The organism is Halobacillus sp. ABR2_026, from assembly GCF_056158545.1.
This window is the reverse complement of the sequence record NZ_JBSWTM010000001.1, coordinates 1,279,997-1,298,057: the sequence shown is the minus strand read 5'-3', so window position 1 is coordinate 1,298,057 and position 18,061 is coordinate 1,279,997. Positions and strand designations below refer to the sequence as shown.

Here is an 18,061-nt window from a genome sequence, read left to right as displayed (position 1 = left end):
GACCGCTCTGAAGTCTGCTGATCATTTCACAAGCATGTCACCAGAAGTGGTCGTTGCGGACACATCATAGCCCCCTCCATCTTTTACGGCCTTCAATTCATGCCGGGATTTCACAGCATAGAAAAGCCCTGACCATTGACTATGGACTGCCCCGGAATTCGAACGGAGTTCCAAAGTGCAGGCTGATGGCTGTTCCTTATAATAAATGGTTATATCTCCACTTGACGTGTCAGCTTTCAAATCACCTTGCATTTTTTCAGATCGAAGAAGAATCGTTCCTGAAGTAGCTTTGAAGAATCCTGTTCCAAAATTCATCCTGTGACCCGTGATGTCTCCACTGTTAGCGCGAATATCTGTCCGCTCGCTTTGGACGTTTTTGAGGAGAACAGCGCCACTTGAGGTCCGAATCTTCAGGTTTATATGTTCCGTATTCTCCAATGTGACATCCCCTGATTGTGCACGCAGTTTCGTGTGGTTGATTTTTAAACCGGATAGATCGATATCCGCAGAGGAGGTGTCCACCATTATTGAACTTATGTATTCTTCTGGTACGTGAATAGATACTTTCATATCTTGACGCATCCCGACCCCAAACCATGTTTTCTCTTCTTTCACACCTATCCTGAGCGCCTCCCCATTCTTCTCATGAACGAGCTTGAAATGGTGCCGGTCCTTTTCATACACTTTTCCTGACAACATGATTTCCCACTTCTCCGCCTTTGATTTCTTCACCTCTATGTCCACAGAGAGGGAATCCACCTGTAAGTTATGGATGGGTCCTGTATAAACGGCATTCTCCTCTATGGAACACATGCTTCCTCTATGTAGACCACGCCTTAGAGCGACAAGCAACAAGAGGGCCAAAAGAATAACGATGGCTATATCCAAGTCTTACTTCCTCCTTTTCTAATTCCATAATCATCCACTACCAGATTTCGACAAATCCTTCCATTCACCTTCCAACTTCAGAAAAGAATCTCCCCGTCCAAAGGACCAGGGAGGCATAGAGAATGTTATCCGTGATCATTTCACCTACTTTTCATCCGGTGAATACGAATGCGATTGTACCTTTGCAAAATGATGAATGGAAGGTTGAATAGGATGGCGTAGCAGATCATGACGACTCCAGCCCACGGAGGATTGAACAGGAAGAAGAAAGGAGCGGCAGCCATCTGCAGCCAGTGGGAAAGCTCAGATCGATTGGTTTGTTCTTCAAACCTCTTCCACTGGGAAGGGGTTCTCAAATGAGCGGTGTTTTTTTCTCTTCGAAACCATTTCCTTGCTTCAGGAAGTCTGCTTTTCCACTTCCTCACACCTGTCTTCTCATATACCCTACTTCGAGCTTCCCACTTTCTTGGACGGTAAAGGATCGAAAAAACATTCACGAACGACTGCGGAGATAAAGCTACCACACTGCTTACACCAAGGTGGATACACAGCCAGGCCACGATATTAACCGTCATTAGGATGAACTCCTATTCTTATCAACAATGGTGCGTCCTTTCCAGGTGGTCTGTTTCACGAAGAATGTTTTCCATAAGGAGTAGAAAAATACGCTTATGAAAAAGACAAAATGCAGGGGAAACAGAACCGTGTCATACCCATTGAAGTTTCCGACCTCCTTCAACGGTCTATAGAGAAGGAAAGCCATGCCAATATATCCCGCTATGCCCCACCAGCCGAGGGATGGCAGGTTGACGAGATAAGATATAACAGCTGTAATCCACACGATATTCGCTGCCGTCAACAATGGGGAGGCCGTAGTAGCCCCCGTTGAGAAGCTTTTTGCCCATCCTTGAATGATTGGTTTGAGATGACCCTCATACATTCTCATATGCAAGATTCCACGCCCACTGTACGCTTTCACCGGCAGTCCATAAGCTGCGGCTGATCGGGCAAAGGCGAGGTGCTCCACAATCTCTCCTTTGATTGCTTCGTGGCCGCCAAGCTCCCAATAATGATGGGAACGAACGAGAAGACAAGGTCCGAATCCGCCTTGAGATCCCTGCTCCATTCTAAACACGGAAGTCATCCCTGAAGAAGCGAGAACAACAAGATGGAAGACGGCAGAAAACTTTTCAACGAAAGACCCCATTTGATGGTACGGATGGATGGTTACCACGCCTTCTTCCGTTCCAAGAGCGTTCATCATCCGCTTCACCCCTCCCCCTGCAAACCACGTGTCTGCATCCAGGAATACGAGTTCATCACCGCTGGCCGCTTTCGCACCGTTGTAACAAGCCCAGGACTTTCCCATCCAGCCTTCAGGGAGCGGAGGATTCTCCACCACTTTCACACCAAAACTTTTCGCTGTTCGCTTCGTCTGATCATTTGAATCATCATCCACGACAATGATTTCGTGAGCCTGTCGATTTGACACGAGCGTCGGTAGCAACCGCTTCAAATTGGCCGCTTCATTCCGAGCAGGAATGATGATTGTGTACATCGATGTATTCTTACGGGTTTCTTCAGGAAACGATAATTTATGAAAAAAAAGAAACAGAGTCGATAAGCATGCGAGAATCGTCAACCACATTTCGGCCACCTCCTTATGTACATCCATTTTCACCTCGGAAACCTGGGATTATACTCTGAAGAGACCGGGTACAATGGTTAAAAATAAGATTCTATCCCAAGCAGGTATCACACGCTGGGGACGTCCTTAACCACGGGAAGGATAAACAGAGTCAAATAGAAAAGAGGGTTTCTCCAATGATGAAATTATGGATGGCGCAATTATTGCGACTTTTCCCCAATAAGGCAGAAAGAAACCTGATGGTCCCTTTCCAGCCTGTATACAAAAAAATGGACATGCTCGTGGATACAAAAGTAACTCCTGTGAACATCAGCTTGTATTATCCAAAATCATCCGGAGAAAAACCGCTACCTGTGTACATGAACATGCACGGAGGGGCTTTCATAATGAACGAGAAAAAAATGGACGACCCTTACTGCCGGTACCTTGCCAATGCAACCGGATGTGTCATCGTCAATGTCGATTACGCAAAAGCTCCCGAATACCCTTTCCCTCAACCAGTCGAGCAATGTTACCAGCTGTGGATGTGGCTCAAACACCATGCCGAAGATTTTCAACTTGATGCTGATGTAATGATGGTCGGTGGCCAAAGTTCAGGAGGAAACATGGCCGCTTCCCTCTGCCTCCTTTTGAAAGAACGGTCGCAAGATCAACCGCTTCTTCAAGTGCTTTCCTATCCAATGCTGGACTTTGTGACCCCACATGGAGAAAAACCGGAGCCGGACAAATGGCGGGCCAAATATCCTCAAGCCGCCCACTTCTTAAATAGGTGCTATGTTCCGGAACAATATCAGAGCGAGCATCCGCTTGCTTCACCTGTGAAAGCTGAAAACCCAGCGGGTCTGGCCAAAGCTCTTTTCATCATTCCGGAATATGACGCATTTTCTATGGAAGGGAAAACGTATGCAAATCTTTTGGAACAGGCAGGCAACGAGGTGGAGGTCCACATCTTCGAAGATTGCTACCACGCGTTCACTCATCAGGGACCTCAGGAGAAGGCGACATCCGCCTGGAAGCTCATTGCCGATGAGATTCGCACAGCTATTCACGAATGAAGGATGAAAGCGAAACCAATTATCCTTTGCCACGCCCTGCTTTTTGACTTATAATGACGGTTAGTGTCGTTTTATAGTTTTATTAAAGCAGGTGATCCATTGTTAGAATATAAAGTGTTAGGCTCTGACCCTTCCAAGGAATACGTCATTTTCCTCCATGGAATCGGAGGGAGCGTCAACATTTTCTTCCCTCAGTTGAAAGCGTTCCGTAAATCATTCAACTTGATCGTCGTGAATTTGCCTGGTCATAAAGATTCTCCACGGATTTCGAGTTACGACGACAAGTTTTCATTTGATACCGTCACAGAAGAAGTTCTGAGTGTTTTGGATGATGCCGGTGTGGAGAAAGCACACTTTGTCGGCATCTCTTTAGGTTCCGTAGTGATCCACCACATTCTGTCCCATGCTCCCCACCGCGTACGGACGGCCGTATTAGGCGGAGCGATCACTCGGATCAATCTTTTAGGTCGATTGCTGCTCATGATGGGGACGATGCTCAAAAATATTACGCCCCATTTGTACTTGTACTCCTTATGTGCACGGATCCTTATGCCAAGGAAAAATCATAAAGAATCGAGAGATGCTTTCATCCATGAAGCCTCTCAGATGAAAAGAGATGATTTCCTTGGCTGGTATAACATCGTTTATTCCGTGCCCGGAACATTCAAACATGTGAATGCCAATGCTTCATCCGTACCGAAACTGTACATTACCGGTGAAGGCGACCACATGTTTAGAGATGATGTGATCCGTGACACCCGCCACATGCCGAACACATCATTCCTCCTGTTATCGGGAAGCGGGCATGTCGTCAATCTGGATAAACCAGATACATTCAACAATTTAGCCGTTTCTTTCATACGGTCCGAAGGTCAAGTGGACTTCACACATATGAAAGAAGAAGTCAAACATTCCAATCATTGAGAAGGCGCCGGATGATGGTCCGGCGTTTTTTTGAATCTCTTTTTCTTCAAATTTTTTTCGAAAACCTCAAGGATGTGTACTTTTCCGCTTCTCTACTCCCATACCCTTTCATCTTGTGGGAAAATACAAACCCACGAGCTTCATAAAAAGAAATGCCTTGCTGGTTCCCTTCCTGAACAGACACCCATACGTTCACTGCTCCTAACTTTTTCTGCTGTTCCAGGAAGAATTCAAGAAGCTTGGTACCAATCCCCTCCTTTTTCCTATTCGGATCGATGTAAAGGACATAAAGTTCACAGGAAGCATCGTCAATCATTCCTCCGCCACACGCACCGACAACTTGTTCCTGCTCGAACGCAACGATGTAGCCGCCCCATTCTCTCCCCTTATGAATGACCTCTTCAAAGATTCTTTCTTTCGTGTAAAATTGTCGAATGATTTGTTCAATGTAGGAGGCGGAATATAAATCAGCATATGTCGTGCGGTTTCCTTCTGTACAAACCCATACGATTCCTCCTACATGCTGCGGTCCTGCAAGCATAATCTCCATCCCCTTCCACCACCTTTCTATCCTAGTCTGTGCGGGGAGCTTATACATAGGGACAACCAAATCCTGCATATGATCTACAAAGTGCATACAAGGAGGGATGAAATGATCATCCATGCCGTAGAAAATGGAGACTCTCTTTGGAAAATCGCCCGGCGCTACGGGGCGGACATCAATCAGATCATTTTATTAAATCAGATCACCAGTCCGGGAGTCCTTGTCGTCGGTCAGGCCCTTACCATCCCGGAACCTGATAAAGAATACGTCGTTCAGCCTGGGGACAGCCTTTGGAACATTGCGAACCGCTTCGGTGTCCGGGTCAGTGATTTGGCTGAGAAAAACAACATCACCCATGCATCCCTCCTATATCCCGGCCAGATGCTTATCCTCCCTTTCCGAACGTATACAGTTCAACAAGGTGATACCCTCTGGAACATTGCTAAACAAGGGGGGGTTTCTGTTTCGGAGATTGCGGAAGCGAACAACATTCAGGATCCGTCCGTCATTACTGTCGGTATGACTCTTTCTATCCCTTCTCCGCTCCGACCAGTCAAGGAAATCAACGCCTATCTGACGAAAACAAATGCAGAAGGAACGCGTGAAGTGACCGTCCTTGGTCCCCATTTCACCTATCTCTCCCCTTTCACGAGGACGATTCAGGCTGATGGAGGTTTGACAGACCTGGAAGATGCTGCCGTTCTGCAAGCGGCCACTTCTCAAAAAATATCTCCTCTTCTTGTTGTCACTAATTTCACCGAAGGGGGGTTTGATTCCGACCTTGCTTCCACTTTTTTAAAAAATCCTGATCTTCAGGATACTTTTATCAACAACCTTCTCGTGCAGATGCGCTCGAAAGGATATACAGGTGTGAACTTTGATTTTGAATACGTATACCCCGAGGATAAGGAAAATTATAATGCCTTTCTAAGAAAAGCAGCTCTACGCTTACGTCCTGAAGGCTTCAGTATCTCAACCGCCCTGGCTCCGAAAGTAAGAGGAGATCAACAGGGGCTTTTATATGAAGCTCACGATTATGAGGCCCATGGAGAAATCGTGGATTTCGTCGTCCTGATGACATATGAGTGGGGATGGTCTGGAGGAAGACCGTGGGCAATCGCCCCTATCAACAAAGTGAGGGAAGTCCTCGATTACGCCGTCACTGTCATTCCTCGTAATAAAATTCTGATGGGAATCCCGCTCTATGGACGCGAATGGAACATCCCCTGGGTTCAAGGAACATACGCACGGACCGTAAGCCCCCAAGAAGCGGTTCAACTGGCCGCCAGGTTTGGTGTCCCCATCCAATACGACGAAACATACCAATCTCCATATTTCAAATATACCGATGAAAACAACCAGCAAAAAGAAGTCTGGTTTGAGGATGCTAGAAGTGTCCAGGCGAAATATGAAACGATTGCAGAGTATGGACTGCGCGGTGGAAGCTATTGGGTGCTGGGAAGCCCTTTTCCTCAAAATTGGCCGGTCCTTCAGGGCACGTTCAAAGTGAAAAAATGGTAAAGCCTCTATTCCATTACTGAGGCTTTTTTTGTTACACTTTCAAACGGTAAGCCACCGGTCTCTCCTTTCATCACCTGCCCTTCCAATATAATGAAGTAAAATGAATGTCACATTCGCAGGATGAATCTTTCCTACCCGTTGATTCTTCCATGAACGAAAGAACGGCACCTCTTTCCCCGCCTCTATTCTTGATATTTTTGCAGCAGGGCTTCGCTTTCTTGAAGAAGGTCTGTATAGTGGACTCCCGCAAGAACGACGGTAACGAAGATGAAACCAGCGGTCACTCCGAAGAGCACAGGCTCCCATTTCTCAGGAATTTTAAGCCATCCTTGCAACGAGATATTCCATAGGCGAGAGAACCCTTCCAATACCAAATAATAAACGAGTACAAGAATAGTAAAGATCACATTTGCAAACCTTTGGTTGAAATTGTGATCCATTAAGAAGAACTCGACTTCATCCTCTTTCGTCAACTCCGTCAGATGGACCTTTTCTATGACAGCTCCATTCCACCCGTGTTTATAGATAGTCTTTTCTTCCTCTTCTAACGAAATCCCGAAAGGTACGGGGAGGTCGCTGAGAGAAAGATACATATGTATCCCCATTAAAAACGGCATCACAAATAAAAATGAATAACGAACCATCGTCTTTTTCATTAGGTATCTCCCTGGTCCTTCTTCTCTATGAGCAGTTCCCGAATTTCTTTCAAGTGTTCCATCTGTTGATCCTGCTTTTCTGTAACCTTAGCAGTCATTTTCTCAAGCGTTTTTGTGATGGACCAAAGTGATAGAATAATAACGATGCTTAACCATACAGCCATATATATATCTTCCTTCCGTCTGTAATCCTGCCATGATGTCATTTCAAAAGTTAGGTTCCCTTACGTTTCACCTGCTGTTTCCTGACATTCTCTTTATGAAAAGGAGAATCTTTCTCTTCATCTACTACACTGAAGACATTTTGATCAGGATCGAAAAAGTCGAAGCCACGCATATCTCCGAAATTACGAATCTCCGTCGTCTTCACACCGCTTTCCGCTAACCTTTGGTGAGCAGCCTCAATATCGCAAACAACAAAATTGAAATACGCATTTCTATCTTTCTTATCTATCTTGAATTCTGTCGTTTGAGATTCTGTCACTTCGATTAACCCAAGCTGGACAGAACCTTCAGAAAAGAAAAAGCCGACGCCACCCTTCCATGCGTCAATTTCCTGTACATCCAAGTGATCCACATACCATTGCTTAGATTTTTCAAGATCCGTTACGGGAATAAACACACTACCAATTTGAAACATAACAAAAGCCTCCTTTCGCCTTCTTCCTCTCTCGATTGACCTTCTTAAGAACTATCTGTAACCATCATTTTCATTAAAAGAACTGTGGTATCCTCTTCAATCATTTTCCTCACTTGTTCATCCTCCTTTAGATCAATGACCTGCATCGTGCCATTAGATGAATGGCGATAAGCACCCAGCAAAAGTTCTTTTCCAATAGAAAACTCTTCCCAGTCTTCCTGGATCGCATACTCCCAATTCCCTATCCCTTCTTCCTGCAGGGGTAAAGAGATGTCTTTAGGAGTTGCAGATATACCAGGCGCATACAAATGAAGAAGGGATCCGTCTTCACTTTGTATCCATCCAATTCCAAGGTCACCTTCCTCTTCCTTCTCTGGACTACCTCCATAAGAGAGTTCTACCATTGCCTCTGAAATCTTTTCACCGTCCCGATACCCTTCAACCCAGACATGCACCGAGCGATTATCGGCAGCCGGCAGCCTAAATTCATAGTTATAAACACGTCCGATCCCCAGATCCTGATAGTGTTGATCATAATCGGATTCAGCATCGGCTTTTATGAGAGGGAGCTCTCCACCTTCTTCTGTACAGCCTGCAAGAAGCAAAACACCTATTAGCAGGAATAGTTTCTTCATTAATCACCTGCCTCCTTTCGAACGACCGATACGGCGGAGGAAATAGGCTCCTACGAATAAGAATATTCCTCCACCAACAGCGATTTCCCACAAGTTCCCTTGCACAAGGTCCTTGAGTGGCTGTGGTTCCGGGATTGGCTCTTCACGGTCCTCCACATAGGTTAAATGCTCAACTGTATCTCCGCCTAATACAGGCTCCCAGCCATATTCCCCGCGCTTAAGCCAAATTTCAATCGTATCCCCCTCAAAAATATCCATTTTCTTACCACCCGCCATTTCAACCCAGGAAGGGGTGTAATGATAGAAAACTTCCACTGTGTCAGGTTCAAATTCGGCGTCAGGCTTTTTTTCATACTCCTGAACCATTACTACCATTTTCCTCCGCTGTTCCGGCTGATCATCCGTCGATAAATCTTTGACCAGCACGTCTTGCTCGACATGCCCAATCAGGTGCAGAGGGGCTTCTTCTTTTCGCTCTTTCACCTCAGAAGGGTCCGCAGCCGATAAGGCATAATGAGGGAATAACCCTAATAAAACTATGCCAAGTGATAGTACTTTCCACCATCCCCGTACCAAAAGATCCACTCCTGTCAACTATGTATTCTTCTTTTTATTCTCCCACTATATTGGTTTTCTGTAAATTATAGCCACATTCATTTCGTAGATTAATAGCTATTGTCAAACTGTCACTATCCATATAAAATCCATATATAAACCTTTCACCTGATGGAGGACCTTCCCATGTATACGAACGCAAAGAGAAAATTTTTCCATTATTTCGACAGACTTACTCCTTTCCAGGTGATTGTACTGTTTTATATTACTGCAGTCATTGTTTCTACTGGACTGATCAGTCTTCCTTTCCTCCATAAAAACGGAGTGGGATTAAGCTTTATTGATGCCATTTTCACAGCCGTCAGTGCGGTAAGTGTTACAGGACTCACGGTCGTTTCTACATTAGATACATTCAATACAGGTGGTTACTTCGTATTGATGTTCATCCTTCAGTTCGGCGGAATTGGCGTCATGACGTTGGGGACGTTTATATGGTTGATGCTCGGAAAGAAAATCGGACTAAAAAGCCGTGAGCTGATTAAAACCGACCAAAACCGCTCTACTTTCGCCGGGATGGTTAATTTGATCAAACAGATTTTGTTGATCATTCTATTGATTGAATTTGTAGGAGCAATAATATTGAGTATTTACTTTACTCAATACTTCCCCACTATGGGAGAAGCGATCGTCCAAGGAATGTTTGCTTCTGTGAGTGCGACGACAAATGCAGGATTCGACATAACAGGTGTCTCCCTCGTCATGTTTGAACATGATTATTTTGTCCAGTTCATTCACATGCTGTTATTGACGCTCGGAGCGATCGGCTTTCCAGTGCTTATAGAAATCAAAGACTTTATCACCCGGGAAAAGAAGAATATGCATCACTTCTCTTTATTCGCAAAACTGACATCCGTTACGTTCGGCGTCCTCGTCATTGTCGGAGCTATACTCATTTTTCTTCTGGATCGACATCACTTTTTCGCAGGTAAGTCCTGGCATGAGGCCTTCTTTTTCTCCCTTTTCCAATCGGTGACTACAAGGAACGGGGGGCTTGCAACTATGGATGTGGCAGAGTTCAGCGGACCGACACTGCTCGTCATTTGTGTCCTCATGTTCATCGGAGCCTCACCCAGCAGTGTGGGCGGAGGGATTCGCACAACGACCTTCGCCATTACTGTATTAAGCGTGATCACTTATGCCAGGGGCAAAAGCCGTGTTCGCATCTTTAGAAGAGAAATCGACCCAAACGACATTTTCCGGTCATTCATCGTTGTGAATACAGCGATTGCTATTACAGGCATTGCCGTTATCCTGCTTCATTACTTCGAACCACAATTTTCCTTCATGCAGCTGTTGTTTGAAGCGTGCTCTGCATTTGGAACAACTGGGTTGTCCATGGGGATTACACCTGAATTGCATCATGTTGGAAAAGTCATCATCATTGCACTTATGTTCATTGGGAGAATCGGAATCTTTGCTTTCCTATTCATCATTCGAGGGAAAAGCAATAAAGAAAAGTATCACTACCCGAAAGAACCGATGATTATCGGCTGACAGGAGGTCACCAACCATGAAAAAAACCTTTGCCGTAATTGGTCTTGGCCGTTTTGGTGGAAGCATCTGCCGAGAACTAAGCAGAGAAGGAATGGAAGTTCTTGCACTGGATTTGGATGAGCACAAAGTCAATGAATATCGTGACATTGTTTCTCATGCAGTTATGGCTGATTCCACGGATGAACTTGTACTGAAGGAATTAGGCTTTACAAACATCGATCACGTTATAGTAGCTATCGGGGATAATATCCAAGCAAGTATGTTAACAACTTTGATCCTAAAGGAAATGGGAATTCGGATGATTACGGTAAAAGCACAAAACGATTATCATGAAAAAATATTAAATAAAATCGGAGCGGATCAAGTCGTCCACCCTGAAAGAGACATGGGAAAAAGGATTGCTCATCACATCATCTCCGATAATATTCTCGATTATATCGAACTATCTGATGATCACAGTGTCGTCGAAGTGAAAGCAGGTAGTAAGATGAACGGTAAAACGTTAATTGAATTGGATATTCGTGCCCAGTACGGATGCAATATCGTAGCTATTAAACGGGGAAAGGAAGTCCTCGTCTCCCCTATGGCTACGGAGCAAGTGAATGCAAGCGACATCCTCATCGTTATTGGTGCAGACAAAGACGTCAACCGATTTGAGAAAAACCTTGTCGTAGAAGATTAAAAAGGCAGCAGCTGGTTACCAGCTGCTGCCTTTTTCCGTTGGAGTACAACCTTCTGTAATATAAACCCTGACACCAAACCAGCATAGTAATAGGAAAACGGAAAAAATCCAACTAAATTCAATGAAGCATTATTTGTCACTCCATTTAAAGAATCGGGACGCAAGAATAATAGAAACGACAGAGATCCCCAGTAAAATCCCGACTTCAAGCCCGAATTCGGTAATGGGTGATTCATTCCAAGTCCCGCGCAGCAATTGGATGACATAATACAATGGCAGTACTTTCGACACATATTGGAGAACCGTCGGCATCATTTCAAGTGGAAATGTAGCCCCGGATAAAAAGAGCATCAAGTTCAAAAAAAGTGAGCTGATCGCTGCTGCTGATTGGGTATTTTTTGCAAGAGACGTGACGAATAATGCAAAGGGAAAAAAGGCTAGAATACTGATAAATAAAGCCAAAAGAGTACTTCCGATATAAGCCGGCAATTGAAGGTCGTACATGATCATACCGAAGACCATAAGAAGCAGAGCAGATATCAGGAAGATCACCGTGCCTTGAACCGTATGGGCTGTGAGGATTTTCCATGGTTGGAGAGGTGTAGATTGATATCTGCGCAGTACGCCCGTTTCACGATAACTGGCAAGAACGGTCCCAAGGGTGAAAAACGAAGTAGTTACAATGTTGACACCAATCCACGATGGAATGAAAAGGTCAGCGAAAGAAAAAGGACCCATCACATCGCCACTGAACATCGAACCAAACAACCAAATCATCACAACAGGAAAGAGAAATGTCCAAAACACACTAAGGCGGTCCCGGAAGAACATTTTCGTTTCCAAGCTTGCCAATTTCATCACACTATTCATCCGGTTTTCTCCTTTTCTAAGTATTGGACGAACAAATCATCCAGAGATCCTCTGTCGAATTTGAAGTTCTTAATATCAATCCCTTCCTCATGACAGTAGGTGAAAATTTGATAAGCGGTCGTTTGCAAATCCTCCGTGAACACTTTGAACGTTTCTTCCTCTTTTTCAACACGAACAACATCACCGAGTGTCAGAAGATATTCATAAGGGATCCGCGCGCTTTCAAATCGAAGGTAATGTGTAGCCACATCATCCAGAAGAGCATCAGGTTGGTTGAGCGCTTTTAACTCCCCACTGTAAATCATTGCGACACGATCACAAAGTTTTTCTGCTTCCTCCATATAGTGCGTCGTCACGACGATGGTGCTCCCGCTATGCCTCAATGTCCGGATCATCCCCCACATTTCACGCCTTGCATGGGGGTCAAGTCCCATACTCGGTTCATCTAAAAACAACAATTCCGGCTGATGCAAAGTAGCCAATGCAAGGGTGACCCTCTGCTTCCACCCCCCTGATAAGTCTTCAAAATGAACATTCAGCTTTTCCTGGAGGCCAAGCATTTCAATCAATTTCCCTTTTTGGGTTGGACCCTCATAAAAGGTGGAAAATAAATCAAGCGCTTCCTTTACCTTCATTTTCTTCTGAATGGAAGTAGCTTGAAACTGGACCCCGATCCTCCGGTTCAATTCACGAAGTTGTTTTCCCGGGTTAAGACCCAGCACCTCCACCCGTCCCGTAGTAGGCTGTTGGATCCCTTCCAAAATTTCGAGGGTCGTTGTCTTCCCTGCTCCATTCGGACCGATAATCCCGAAGATCTCCCCTTTACTTACCGTGAACGATAAATCTTTAACCGCCTGAATGCTCCCAAATGACTTGCAAAGGTTTTCGACTTGAATGACGTGTTCTATTTTGACCGCTCCTCCCTAGAAACTGTTCTACTTGTAAGTACGCAACTCCCAAGAAAAGGTTTCAGAAAAATCAAACCTCCTTGAGAAAAGTGTTGTGGACGGAATAAAAAAAACAAAAAGTAAAGCGATTCCGATCACCAAGCACCCGATATGAAGGACTCTTTGAACCTGAGTACCTTCCTTCACACTTTTAATTGTCCAGAATGGAAGCACGGTTAAGGGCACACCGGACAGCAACACCCCATCCATTGGATGCCTCCTTATTGGAATAAGTGGTGAAATAAACGTTCCTTATCATCGAAAAACTGTTTCATAATAGTATAGTGATTCGTTTCTTCCAGTGAAGTTTCCTTCATTCCATCTTCAGTCAATTCTATGATTCTTGCATCAGGATACCCCATCACAATCGGAGAATGCGTGGAAATAATAAATTGTGAACCTGCTTCAATAAGGTCATGAATCCTTCTCAACATCGACATCTGCCGGAGCGGAGATAGGGCTGCTTCTGGTTCATCGAGAATATACAGCCCCTCCCCTTGGAAGCGTTCCGTAAAGGCAGCAAAAAATGATTCGCCATGGGACTGCTCATGCAGAGACTTCCCGCCGAATGAATCGATGATTTTCGGTCCTCCATTTTGCTGATCAAGCTCCTCAATGTTGGTGGCCACATTGTAAAAACTTTCAGCTCGGAAAAAGAATGAATCTTTTGGTCTTTGAATCCCTTTGACGAGACGTAAATATTCATCCAGGTCCGAATGAGAATCATAGCTGGAAAAATTGAAGTTCAATGTACCGCCTTCCGGATTAAATCCAAGAGCAATGGCGATTCCCTCAAGCAATGTCGATTTCCCCATTCCATTTTCTCCAATGATATAAGTCACATGAGGGTGAAGGTGGAGCTCTTTGAAGTTCCGAATCACTGCAAGGTTTAAAGGAAATTGGTGAAAAGAATGGATGCGCTCCCTCTTCAAGTCAATGGAACGAATATATTGCGTATGCTTCTCTAATTTTGCCACACGACCACCTCTCCTTTTTACTTCTCCCAACTATTCATTTCATAAGTTCACGGTCACTTGGCATGACGATTGCCGCTACGAAATAAATGAGCCATGTAAACCCACCTGTAAAAAAACCTGAAACAGCGACAATGATTCTTAAAAGACTTGCGTCAATATTATAAATCTCACTCAGACCTCCCAGCACGCCCGATAGCTGAGAATTTTCCGTAGAACGATATAGCTTTTTCATATTCATCCTCCTTTTTTATTCAAACACCCATTCAAAAAATGATACGACATAATAAAGTTTATAGAAATACACCACCTGGAAGATCAAAACAAATAACAGGACGATGAAAGCACGTAAAAATGATGCTTGCTTCAACTGGATATAATAGCCGACGGCCCAAATCACATAGACAAAAAGAATACTGATATTCTCTCCTATATATGGATCTTCCTGTTCAACGAAATGTAAGCCAACGAAAAGGAAAAAGCTCCATACAATTACTAAGGCGAAGAGCATCAAGTTTGTCATATGTACTTTTTGAAGCACCATAAAACCTCCTCATTCTCTCAATTACGAGAGAACTCCCATGACGGTTTCATTTTTTCCCGATAAAAACCGTGCCTCCCTCAAATAAAAGAGCCTCTAGTTTAAAAGATGGATCTGTTAAAGTTCAGTGTTGATATTTGCATCAACAGATGGAAGGGACAATGAATGATGGGATGGTAAAAGAGAATTTATTTCCAAGTGTCGAAACCTTTAGATGATCTTCTTTCACGATGTAACCAATGAAAACTGAGCCTTTCGCTAAATGGCAGGATTGTTTAAAGCTCAGTTTCGAGACTTTTGTTGAGTGGATAGAGGCTGCGAGACTCCCGCGGGAATGGATGGGCTGGCGAGACCCCACAGGACGAAGTCCGAGGAGGCTTGCCGCCATCCCCGCAGGAAAGCGAGTGGCTTCCCAGCCGCCCCTAACGCTCAACCAGGCAATGAACCCCTGGAACATCTCGAAGCTGAGTCTTCAAGAAAAGGAAGTGTTAGTTGAATAAGCCAACTATAAAAAAGAGGAACTTCCATAAAAATGGAAGTTCCTCTTTTGCAGTAATAACAACACTAAATCTTAACAAAGACTAAAAGATAAGGGTTTCCGCTGCATCAATACTCCCTTGTGCGATCTCCGAACATGCCCGCTTTCATTGCGTAAATGGCCGCCTGCGTACGATCATGGACCTGAAGCTTGCTCAACAAGTTACTCACGTGGGTTTTCACCGTTTTTTCAGTTATGTAAAGCTCGCTTGCAATTTCCTTATTGCTTTTTCCTAACGTAATTTGGTGGAGGACGTCTTTTTCCCTGTTCGTCAGCTTGAAATGAACGTCTGGATCTTTCTTTTCACTCCCGCCACTCATTTGCTCCAGAAGAAGGTTAGTTGCTTTCGGGTGTAACAGTTTTTCCCCATTTGAGGCTGCTCGAATGGTTTTGACTAGCTCATCCGGGTCAACATCCTTCAACTGGTACCCAACAGCACCTGCCTGAAGAGCAGGAATGACATGATCCTGGTCGGAGTAACTGGTCAGGACGACCACTTTCGCATCCGGATAGGATTCACGGAGCTTCCTGGTCGCTTCCACCCCATCCATGACCGGCATCATCAAGTCCATTAACACGACATCAGGCTTCCATTCCTTATAAGCTTCCAATGCCTTCTCCCCGTTTTCAACTTCCCCTATCACTTCAAGGTCCGACTGTGTGTTCAGAAAAAACTTCAACCCCCGTAATACTACGAGATGATCATCAACGAGCATCACTCTGATCTTCATTCTCTTTCCTCCCTTCTCCTCTGTATGGGATATAGACATCGATTGCAGTCCCTATACCAGGCGAACTTTCCACTGATAATTCTCCACCGACCAATGCTACACGTTCTTTCATACTGATCAACCCCATCGTTTGATGTCCGCCGACTTGGTCCGGATTGAATCCACTCCCTTGATCGGTAACGGTCATTCCAGCTCCTTTTTCTTGATCATAAAGACGGATGGAGACTTCTTTCGTCCCTGCATGTTTCGCTACATTATTCATTGCTTCCTGACTGATTCGCCATAAGGCTTCTTCCGTCGTTCTGGACCAATCAGGCAGGCGTTCCATATCAAATTGCACAGACAACCCGAGGTGGTCTCCATATTTCTTCATAGCAGAAAGCAGGCCTTCCTCAAGCCCTACAGGCCGAAGCTGCCAAATCAAAGAACGCATCTCCTTCAAGGACTCCCGGGCCATGGAGAGCATCTCATCCATCAGCCCCCCAAGGGAGGGGTCATAACTTGAAACCATCCCTTTGGCGCCTTTAGCCGTCAACGAAAGGGAAAAAAGTTTTTGATTCACAGAATCATGAAGATCGCGGGCCAGGCGCTTCCTCTCTTCATGAAGAAGCAGTTCCTGCCGCTTTTCTTTTAAGACGATATTCTCATAAACGAGTCCCAAGTGTCGGCCAAGGGCGTGCAAAAATTCTTCGTCCCCCTGCTGAAAGAAATCTCCGTCTTTTCGCACGATCCGAAGGGATCCAAGAATCCCCTGTTGCCGGATGATCGGAAGAACGGCTTGAATTTCTGTGATCATAACCTGGTCGGAGGGTGAAAAGGAAGGCTTCCCGCACTCTTCATCTTTTATGTAACACTCAATCTCAGACCACCCGAAAATGTTTTTCCCTTTTGACTCCAGCACTTCTTTTAATTCGACCAACGTCTCCACAGCCCATAGATCACCAGAAAGCTGGTTCAAATTTTCGAAGTTCTCCGCTCGTCTCCGCTCCGCCTGATACAAGCGAGTCCTCCGTATCGCCGTGCCGATTTGAAAGCCAAGCGATTGAAGCAGCGTCAATTCAGCGTCTGAAAATTTTTCTTTTCTTGGCGCAGCGACATTCAACAATCCAAATGAATCTTCCCCATCACCAAGCGGAATTGTAGCGTGGTGGGTAATCCCATTCGTATCCCCCCACGATTCTTCAATCGCTTTATTCAACCGTTTGCATTCAATAATGTTCACCGGCCTGGTCAGTTTCCCATTACGAAAGCGGCTCAAACAATAACAGTCGCCGCTGCACATCGGCTGATATTCTCCCCAGGACAAAGCAGGAGGCAAGCCGTAATGCGCGGCCATTTCATAGTGATCAGGACCATCCATGAGGAAAATCCAGCCGGCATTCAGTTTAGTCAGTTCCAGAAGTTTTTCCAAAACAGTCTGCAGCATCATCGGCAGATCGTTGCACTGGTTTAGAGTTTCAGCGATCACTTTCATAATATTCAATTCTTCCGCACGGTCATACCCACTCATCTGCGGCACCTCCTCCTCGTTCTAACTTCTGTTTATCTGAAAATCTTAAGAACTTTTAACACTTGCCAAACGTTCGGCATTGTATTCTGCCAGCAAAAGATCAAGCTTTTCGATTACCGGTGTGATCAACTGATCACCATCAAAATGCTCCGGATCAAAAATCATCTGACCCGGCACGACAGAAGCATAGAGTCCCCGGCCGACTGTACGCATTTGATTCAGGGCATTGATGCCGCCTTTTCCTCCACCGGAAACTGCGAGCAGTTGGGTCGGCTTCCCCTTCACATGGGAACCGTTCAAAAATTCCAACGCATTCTTCAGGGCGCCGCTCATTCCGTTATGATACTCTGGAGAAATCCAGACAAAACCGTCCGCCTCAGCAGCGACCCTGCGTAGCCACTGCACGGAAGGGTGTTTTCCTTGAGAATCTTCCCCATTGAATAAAGGAAGATCCAACCGGCTCAGATCGACCAAAGTCCCTTCCATTTTTCGTTCAACCGTACGGGCAACCATTTTCGTACGCCCATCCTTTCTAGGTGTCCCACTAATAATCACAATATTCATCCAATATAACCTCCTTACGATTAAGGTTATGGGAAAACGCTTATTTCTGAATCCGAGCATGGATGGAAAAATGTCTACACCATT

At 45.0% G+C, this 18,061-nt stretch carries 22 protein-coding genes; 5 read left to right on the top strand and 17 right to left on the bottom strand.

What is annotated here, in order from left to right:
* Positions 1 to 21 precede the first annotated feature (21 nt).
* The 3 genes from ACXADE_RS06645 to ACXADE_RS06635 all read right to left on the bottom strand — a co-directional run bounded on the left by ACXADE_RS06645 (position 22) and on the right by ACXADE_RS06635 (position 2,536).
* On the bottom strand, positions 22 to 888 hold the full coding sequence (locus ACXADE_RS06645; protein ID WP_474979696.1) for a DUF4097 family beta strand repeat-containing protein: 867 nt from the start codon (positions 886 to 888) through the stop codon (positions 22 to 24).
* 140 nt (positions 889 to 1,028) lie between these two features.
* Positions 1,029 to 1,463: a glycosyl-4,4'-diaponeurosporenoate acyltransferase CrtO family protein gene (locus tag ACXADE_RS06640; RefSeq protein WP_474979695.1), complete on the bottom strand. Its 435-nt coding sequence runs from the start codon at positions 1,461 to 1,463 to the stop codon at positions 1,029 to 1,031.
* Positions 1,463 to 2,536 (bottom strand): glycosyltransferase family 2 protein, encoded by a 1,074-nt coding sequence (locus ACXADE_RS06635; RefSeq protein ID WP_474979694.1) that lies wholly within the window; start codon positions 2,534 to 2,536, stop codon positions 1,463 to 1,465. The genes ACXADE_RS06640 and ACXADE_RS06635 overlap by 1 nt, the downstream gene beginning before the upstream one ends.
* A gap of 176 nt (positions 2,537 to 2,712) precedes the next feature.
* On the opposite strand from ACXADE_RS06635, the gene ACXADE_RS06630 reads away from it, so the two are divergent.
* Positions 2,713 to 3,591: an alpha/beta hydrolase gene (locus ACXADE_RS06630; protein WP_474979693.1), complete on the top strand. Its 879-nt coding sequence runs from the start codon at positions 2,713 to 2,715 to the stop codon at positions 3,589 to 3,591.
* A 99-nt stretch (positions 3,592 to 3,690) separates the two neighbouring features.
* Positions 3,691 to 4,515 carry an alpha/beta fold hydrolase gene (locus ACXADE_RS06625; RefSeq protein WP_474979692.1) on the top strand — a complete coding sequence of 275 codons (825 nt, stop codon included), beginning with the start codon at positions 3,691 to 3,693 and terminating at the stop codon, positions 4,513 to 4,515.
* Positions 4,516 to 4,561: 46 nt separating this feature from the next.
* On the opposite strand, the gene ACXADE_RS06620 is transcribed toward ACXADE_RS06625, so the two are convergent.
* Entirely contained in the window at positions 4,562 to 5,065 is a 504-nt protein-coding gene (locus tag ACXADE_RS06620; RefSeq protein WP_474979691.1) for a GNAT family N-acetyltransferase, read from the bottom strand.
* Between the two features lie 102 nt (positions 5,066 to 5,167).
* Between ACXADE_RS06620 and ACXADE_RS06615 the strand changes: the two genes are divergently transcribed.
* A complete protein-coding gene (locus tag ACXADE_RS06615) occupies positions 5,168 to 6,580 on the top strand; it encodes a glycoside hydrolase family 18 protein (protein WP_474979690.1) in 1,413 nt (470 codons plus the stop codon).
* Positions 6,581 to 6,762: 182 nt separating this feature from the next.
* Here ACXADE_RS06615 and ACXADE_RS06610 read toward each other — a convergent pair whose 3' ends face one another.
* From ACXADE_RS06610 to ACXADE_RS06590, 5 genes are read right to left on the bottom strand one after another with little or no spacing between them, the layout of a single operon-like run.
* Positions 6,763 to 7,236 carry a hypothetical protein gene (locus tag ACXADE_RS06610; protein WP_474979689.1) on the bottom strand — a complete coding sequence of 158 codons (474 nt, stop codon included), beginning with the start codon at positions 7,234 to 7,236 and terminating at the stop codon, positions 6,763 to 6,765.
* Positions 7,236 to 7,400, bottom strand: coding sequence for a hypothetical protein (locus ACXADE_RS06605; RefSeq protein ID WP_474979688.1), 165 nt, complete (start codon positions 7,398 to 7,400; stop codon positions 7,236 to 7,238). Before ACXADE_RS06605 ends, ACXADE_RS06610 begins: the two co-directional genes overlap by 1 nt.
* Before the next feature lie 50 nt (positions 7,401 to 7,450).
* On the bottom strand, positions 7,451 to 7,876 hold the full coding sequence (locus ACXADE_RS06600) for a VOC family protein (RefSeq protein ID WP_474979687.1): 426 nt from the start codon (positions 7,874 to 7,876) through the stop codon (positions 7,451 to 7,453).
* Positions 7,877 to 7,920: 44 nt separating this feature from the next.
* Complete coding sequence (locus tag ACXADE_RS06595; RefSeq protein ID WP_474979686.1) at positions 7,921 to 8,511, bottom strand: hypothetical protein; 591 nt, start codon at positions 8,509 to 8,511, stop codon at positions 7,921 to 7,923.
* A 3-nt stretch (positions 8,512 to 8,514) separates the two neighbouring features.
* Positions 8,515 to 9,087 carry a hypothetical protein gene (locus ACXADE_RS06590; protein ID WP_474979685.1) on the bottom strand — a complete coding sequence of 191 codons (573 nt, stop codon included), beginning with the start codon at positions 9,085 to 9,087 and terminating at the stop codon, positions 8,515 to 8,517.
* A gap of 165 nt (positions 9,088 to 9,252) precedes the next feature.
* Here ACXADE_RS06590 and ACXADE_RS06585 point away from each other — a divergent pair, with 165 nt between their 5' ends.
* Together ACXADE_RS06585 and ACXADE_RS06580 are read left to right on the top strand one after the other, a co-directional pair.
* Positions 9,253 to 10,620 carry a TrkH family potassium uptake protein gene (locus ACXADE_RS06585; protein ID WP_474979684.1) on the top strand — a complete coding sequence of 456 codons (1,368 nt, stop codon included), beginning with the start codon at positions 9,253 to 9,255 and terminating at the stop codon, positions 10,618 to 10,620.
* A gap of 16 nt (positions 10,621 to 10,636) precedes the next feature.
* The gene (locus ACXADE_RS06580) at positions 10,637 to 11,302 is read left to right on the top strand and encodes a potassium channel family protein (protein ID WP_474979683.1); all 666 of its coding nucleotides are present in this window, start codon (positions 10,637 to 10,639) and stop codon (positions 11,300 to 11,302) included.
* A 129-nt stretch (positions 11,303 to 11,431) separates the two neighbouring features.
* Here the strand turns inward: ACXADE_RS06580 and ACXADE_RS06575 are convergent, their stop codons facing one another.
* From ACXADE_RS06575 to ACXADE_RS06540, 8 genes are all read right to left on the bottom strand, one after another.
* Positions 11,432 to 12,172 carry an ABC transporter permease gene (locus ACXADE_RS06575; protein WP_474979682.1) on the bottom strand — a complete coding sequence of 247 codons (741 nt, stop codon included), beginning with the start codon at positions 12,170 to 12,172 and terminating at the stop codon, positions 11,432 to 11,434.
* Positions 12,169 to 13,032 (bottom strand): ABC transporter ATP-binding protein, encoded by an 864-nt coding sequence (locus ACXADE_RS06570; protein WP_474982205.1) that lies wholly within the window; start codon positions 13,030 to 13,032, stop codon positions 12,169 to 12,171. The genes ACXADE_RS06575 and ACXADE_RS06570 overlap by 4 nt, the downstream gene beginning before the upstream one ends.
* Before the next feature lie 308 nt (positions 13,033 to 13,340).
* Positions 13,341 to 14,096, bottom strand: coding sequence for an AAA family ATPase (locus ACXADE_RS06565; RefSeq protein WP_474979681.1), 756 nt, complete (start codon positions 14,094 to 14,096; stop codon positions 13,341 to 13,343).
* Positions 14,097 to 14,130: 34 nt separating this feature from the next.
* On the bottom strand, positions 14,131 to 14,328 hold the full coding sequence (locus tag ACXADE_RS06560; protein ID WP_474979680.1) for a PspC domain-containing protein: 198 nt from the start codon (positions 14,326 to 14,328) through the stop codon (positions 14,131 to 14,133).
* A 15-nt stretch (positions 14,329 to 14,343) separates the two neighbouring features.
* Complete coding sequence (locus ACXADE_RS06555) at positions 14,344 to 14,634, bottom strand: hypothetical protein (RefSeq protein ID WP_474979679.1); 291 nt, start codon at positions 14,632 to 14,634, stop codon at positions 14,344 to 14,346.
* A gap of 606 nt (positions 14,635 to 15,240) precedes the next feature.
* Positions 15,241 to 15,903 (bottom strand): response regulator, encoded by a 663-nt coding sequence (locus ACXADE_RS06550; protein ID WP_474979678.1) that lies wholly within the window; start codon positions 15,901 to 15,903, stop codon positions 15,241 to 15,243.
* Positions 15,878 to 17,413, bottom strand: a complete 1,536-nt coding sequence (locus ACXADE_RS06545; RefSeq protein WP_474979677.1) for a GAF domain-containing sensor histidine kinase — start codon at positions 17,411 to 17,413, stop codon at positions 15,878 to 15,880. The genes ACXADE_RS06550 and ACXADE_RS06545 overlap by 26 nt, the downstream gene beginning before the upstream one ends.
* A 45-nt stretch (positions 17,414 to 17,458) precedes the next feature.
* Positions 17,459 to 17,977 (bottom strand): NADPH-dependent FMN reductase, encoded by a 519-nt coding sequence (locus tag ACXADE_RS06540; RefSeq protein ID WP_474979676.1) that lies wholly within the window; start codon positions 17,975 to 17,977, stop codon positions 17,459 to 17,461.
* Between the last annotated feature and the right edge of the window lie 84 nt (positions 17,978 to 18,061).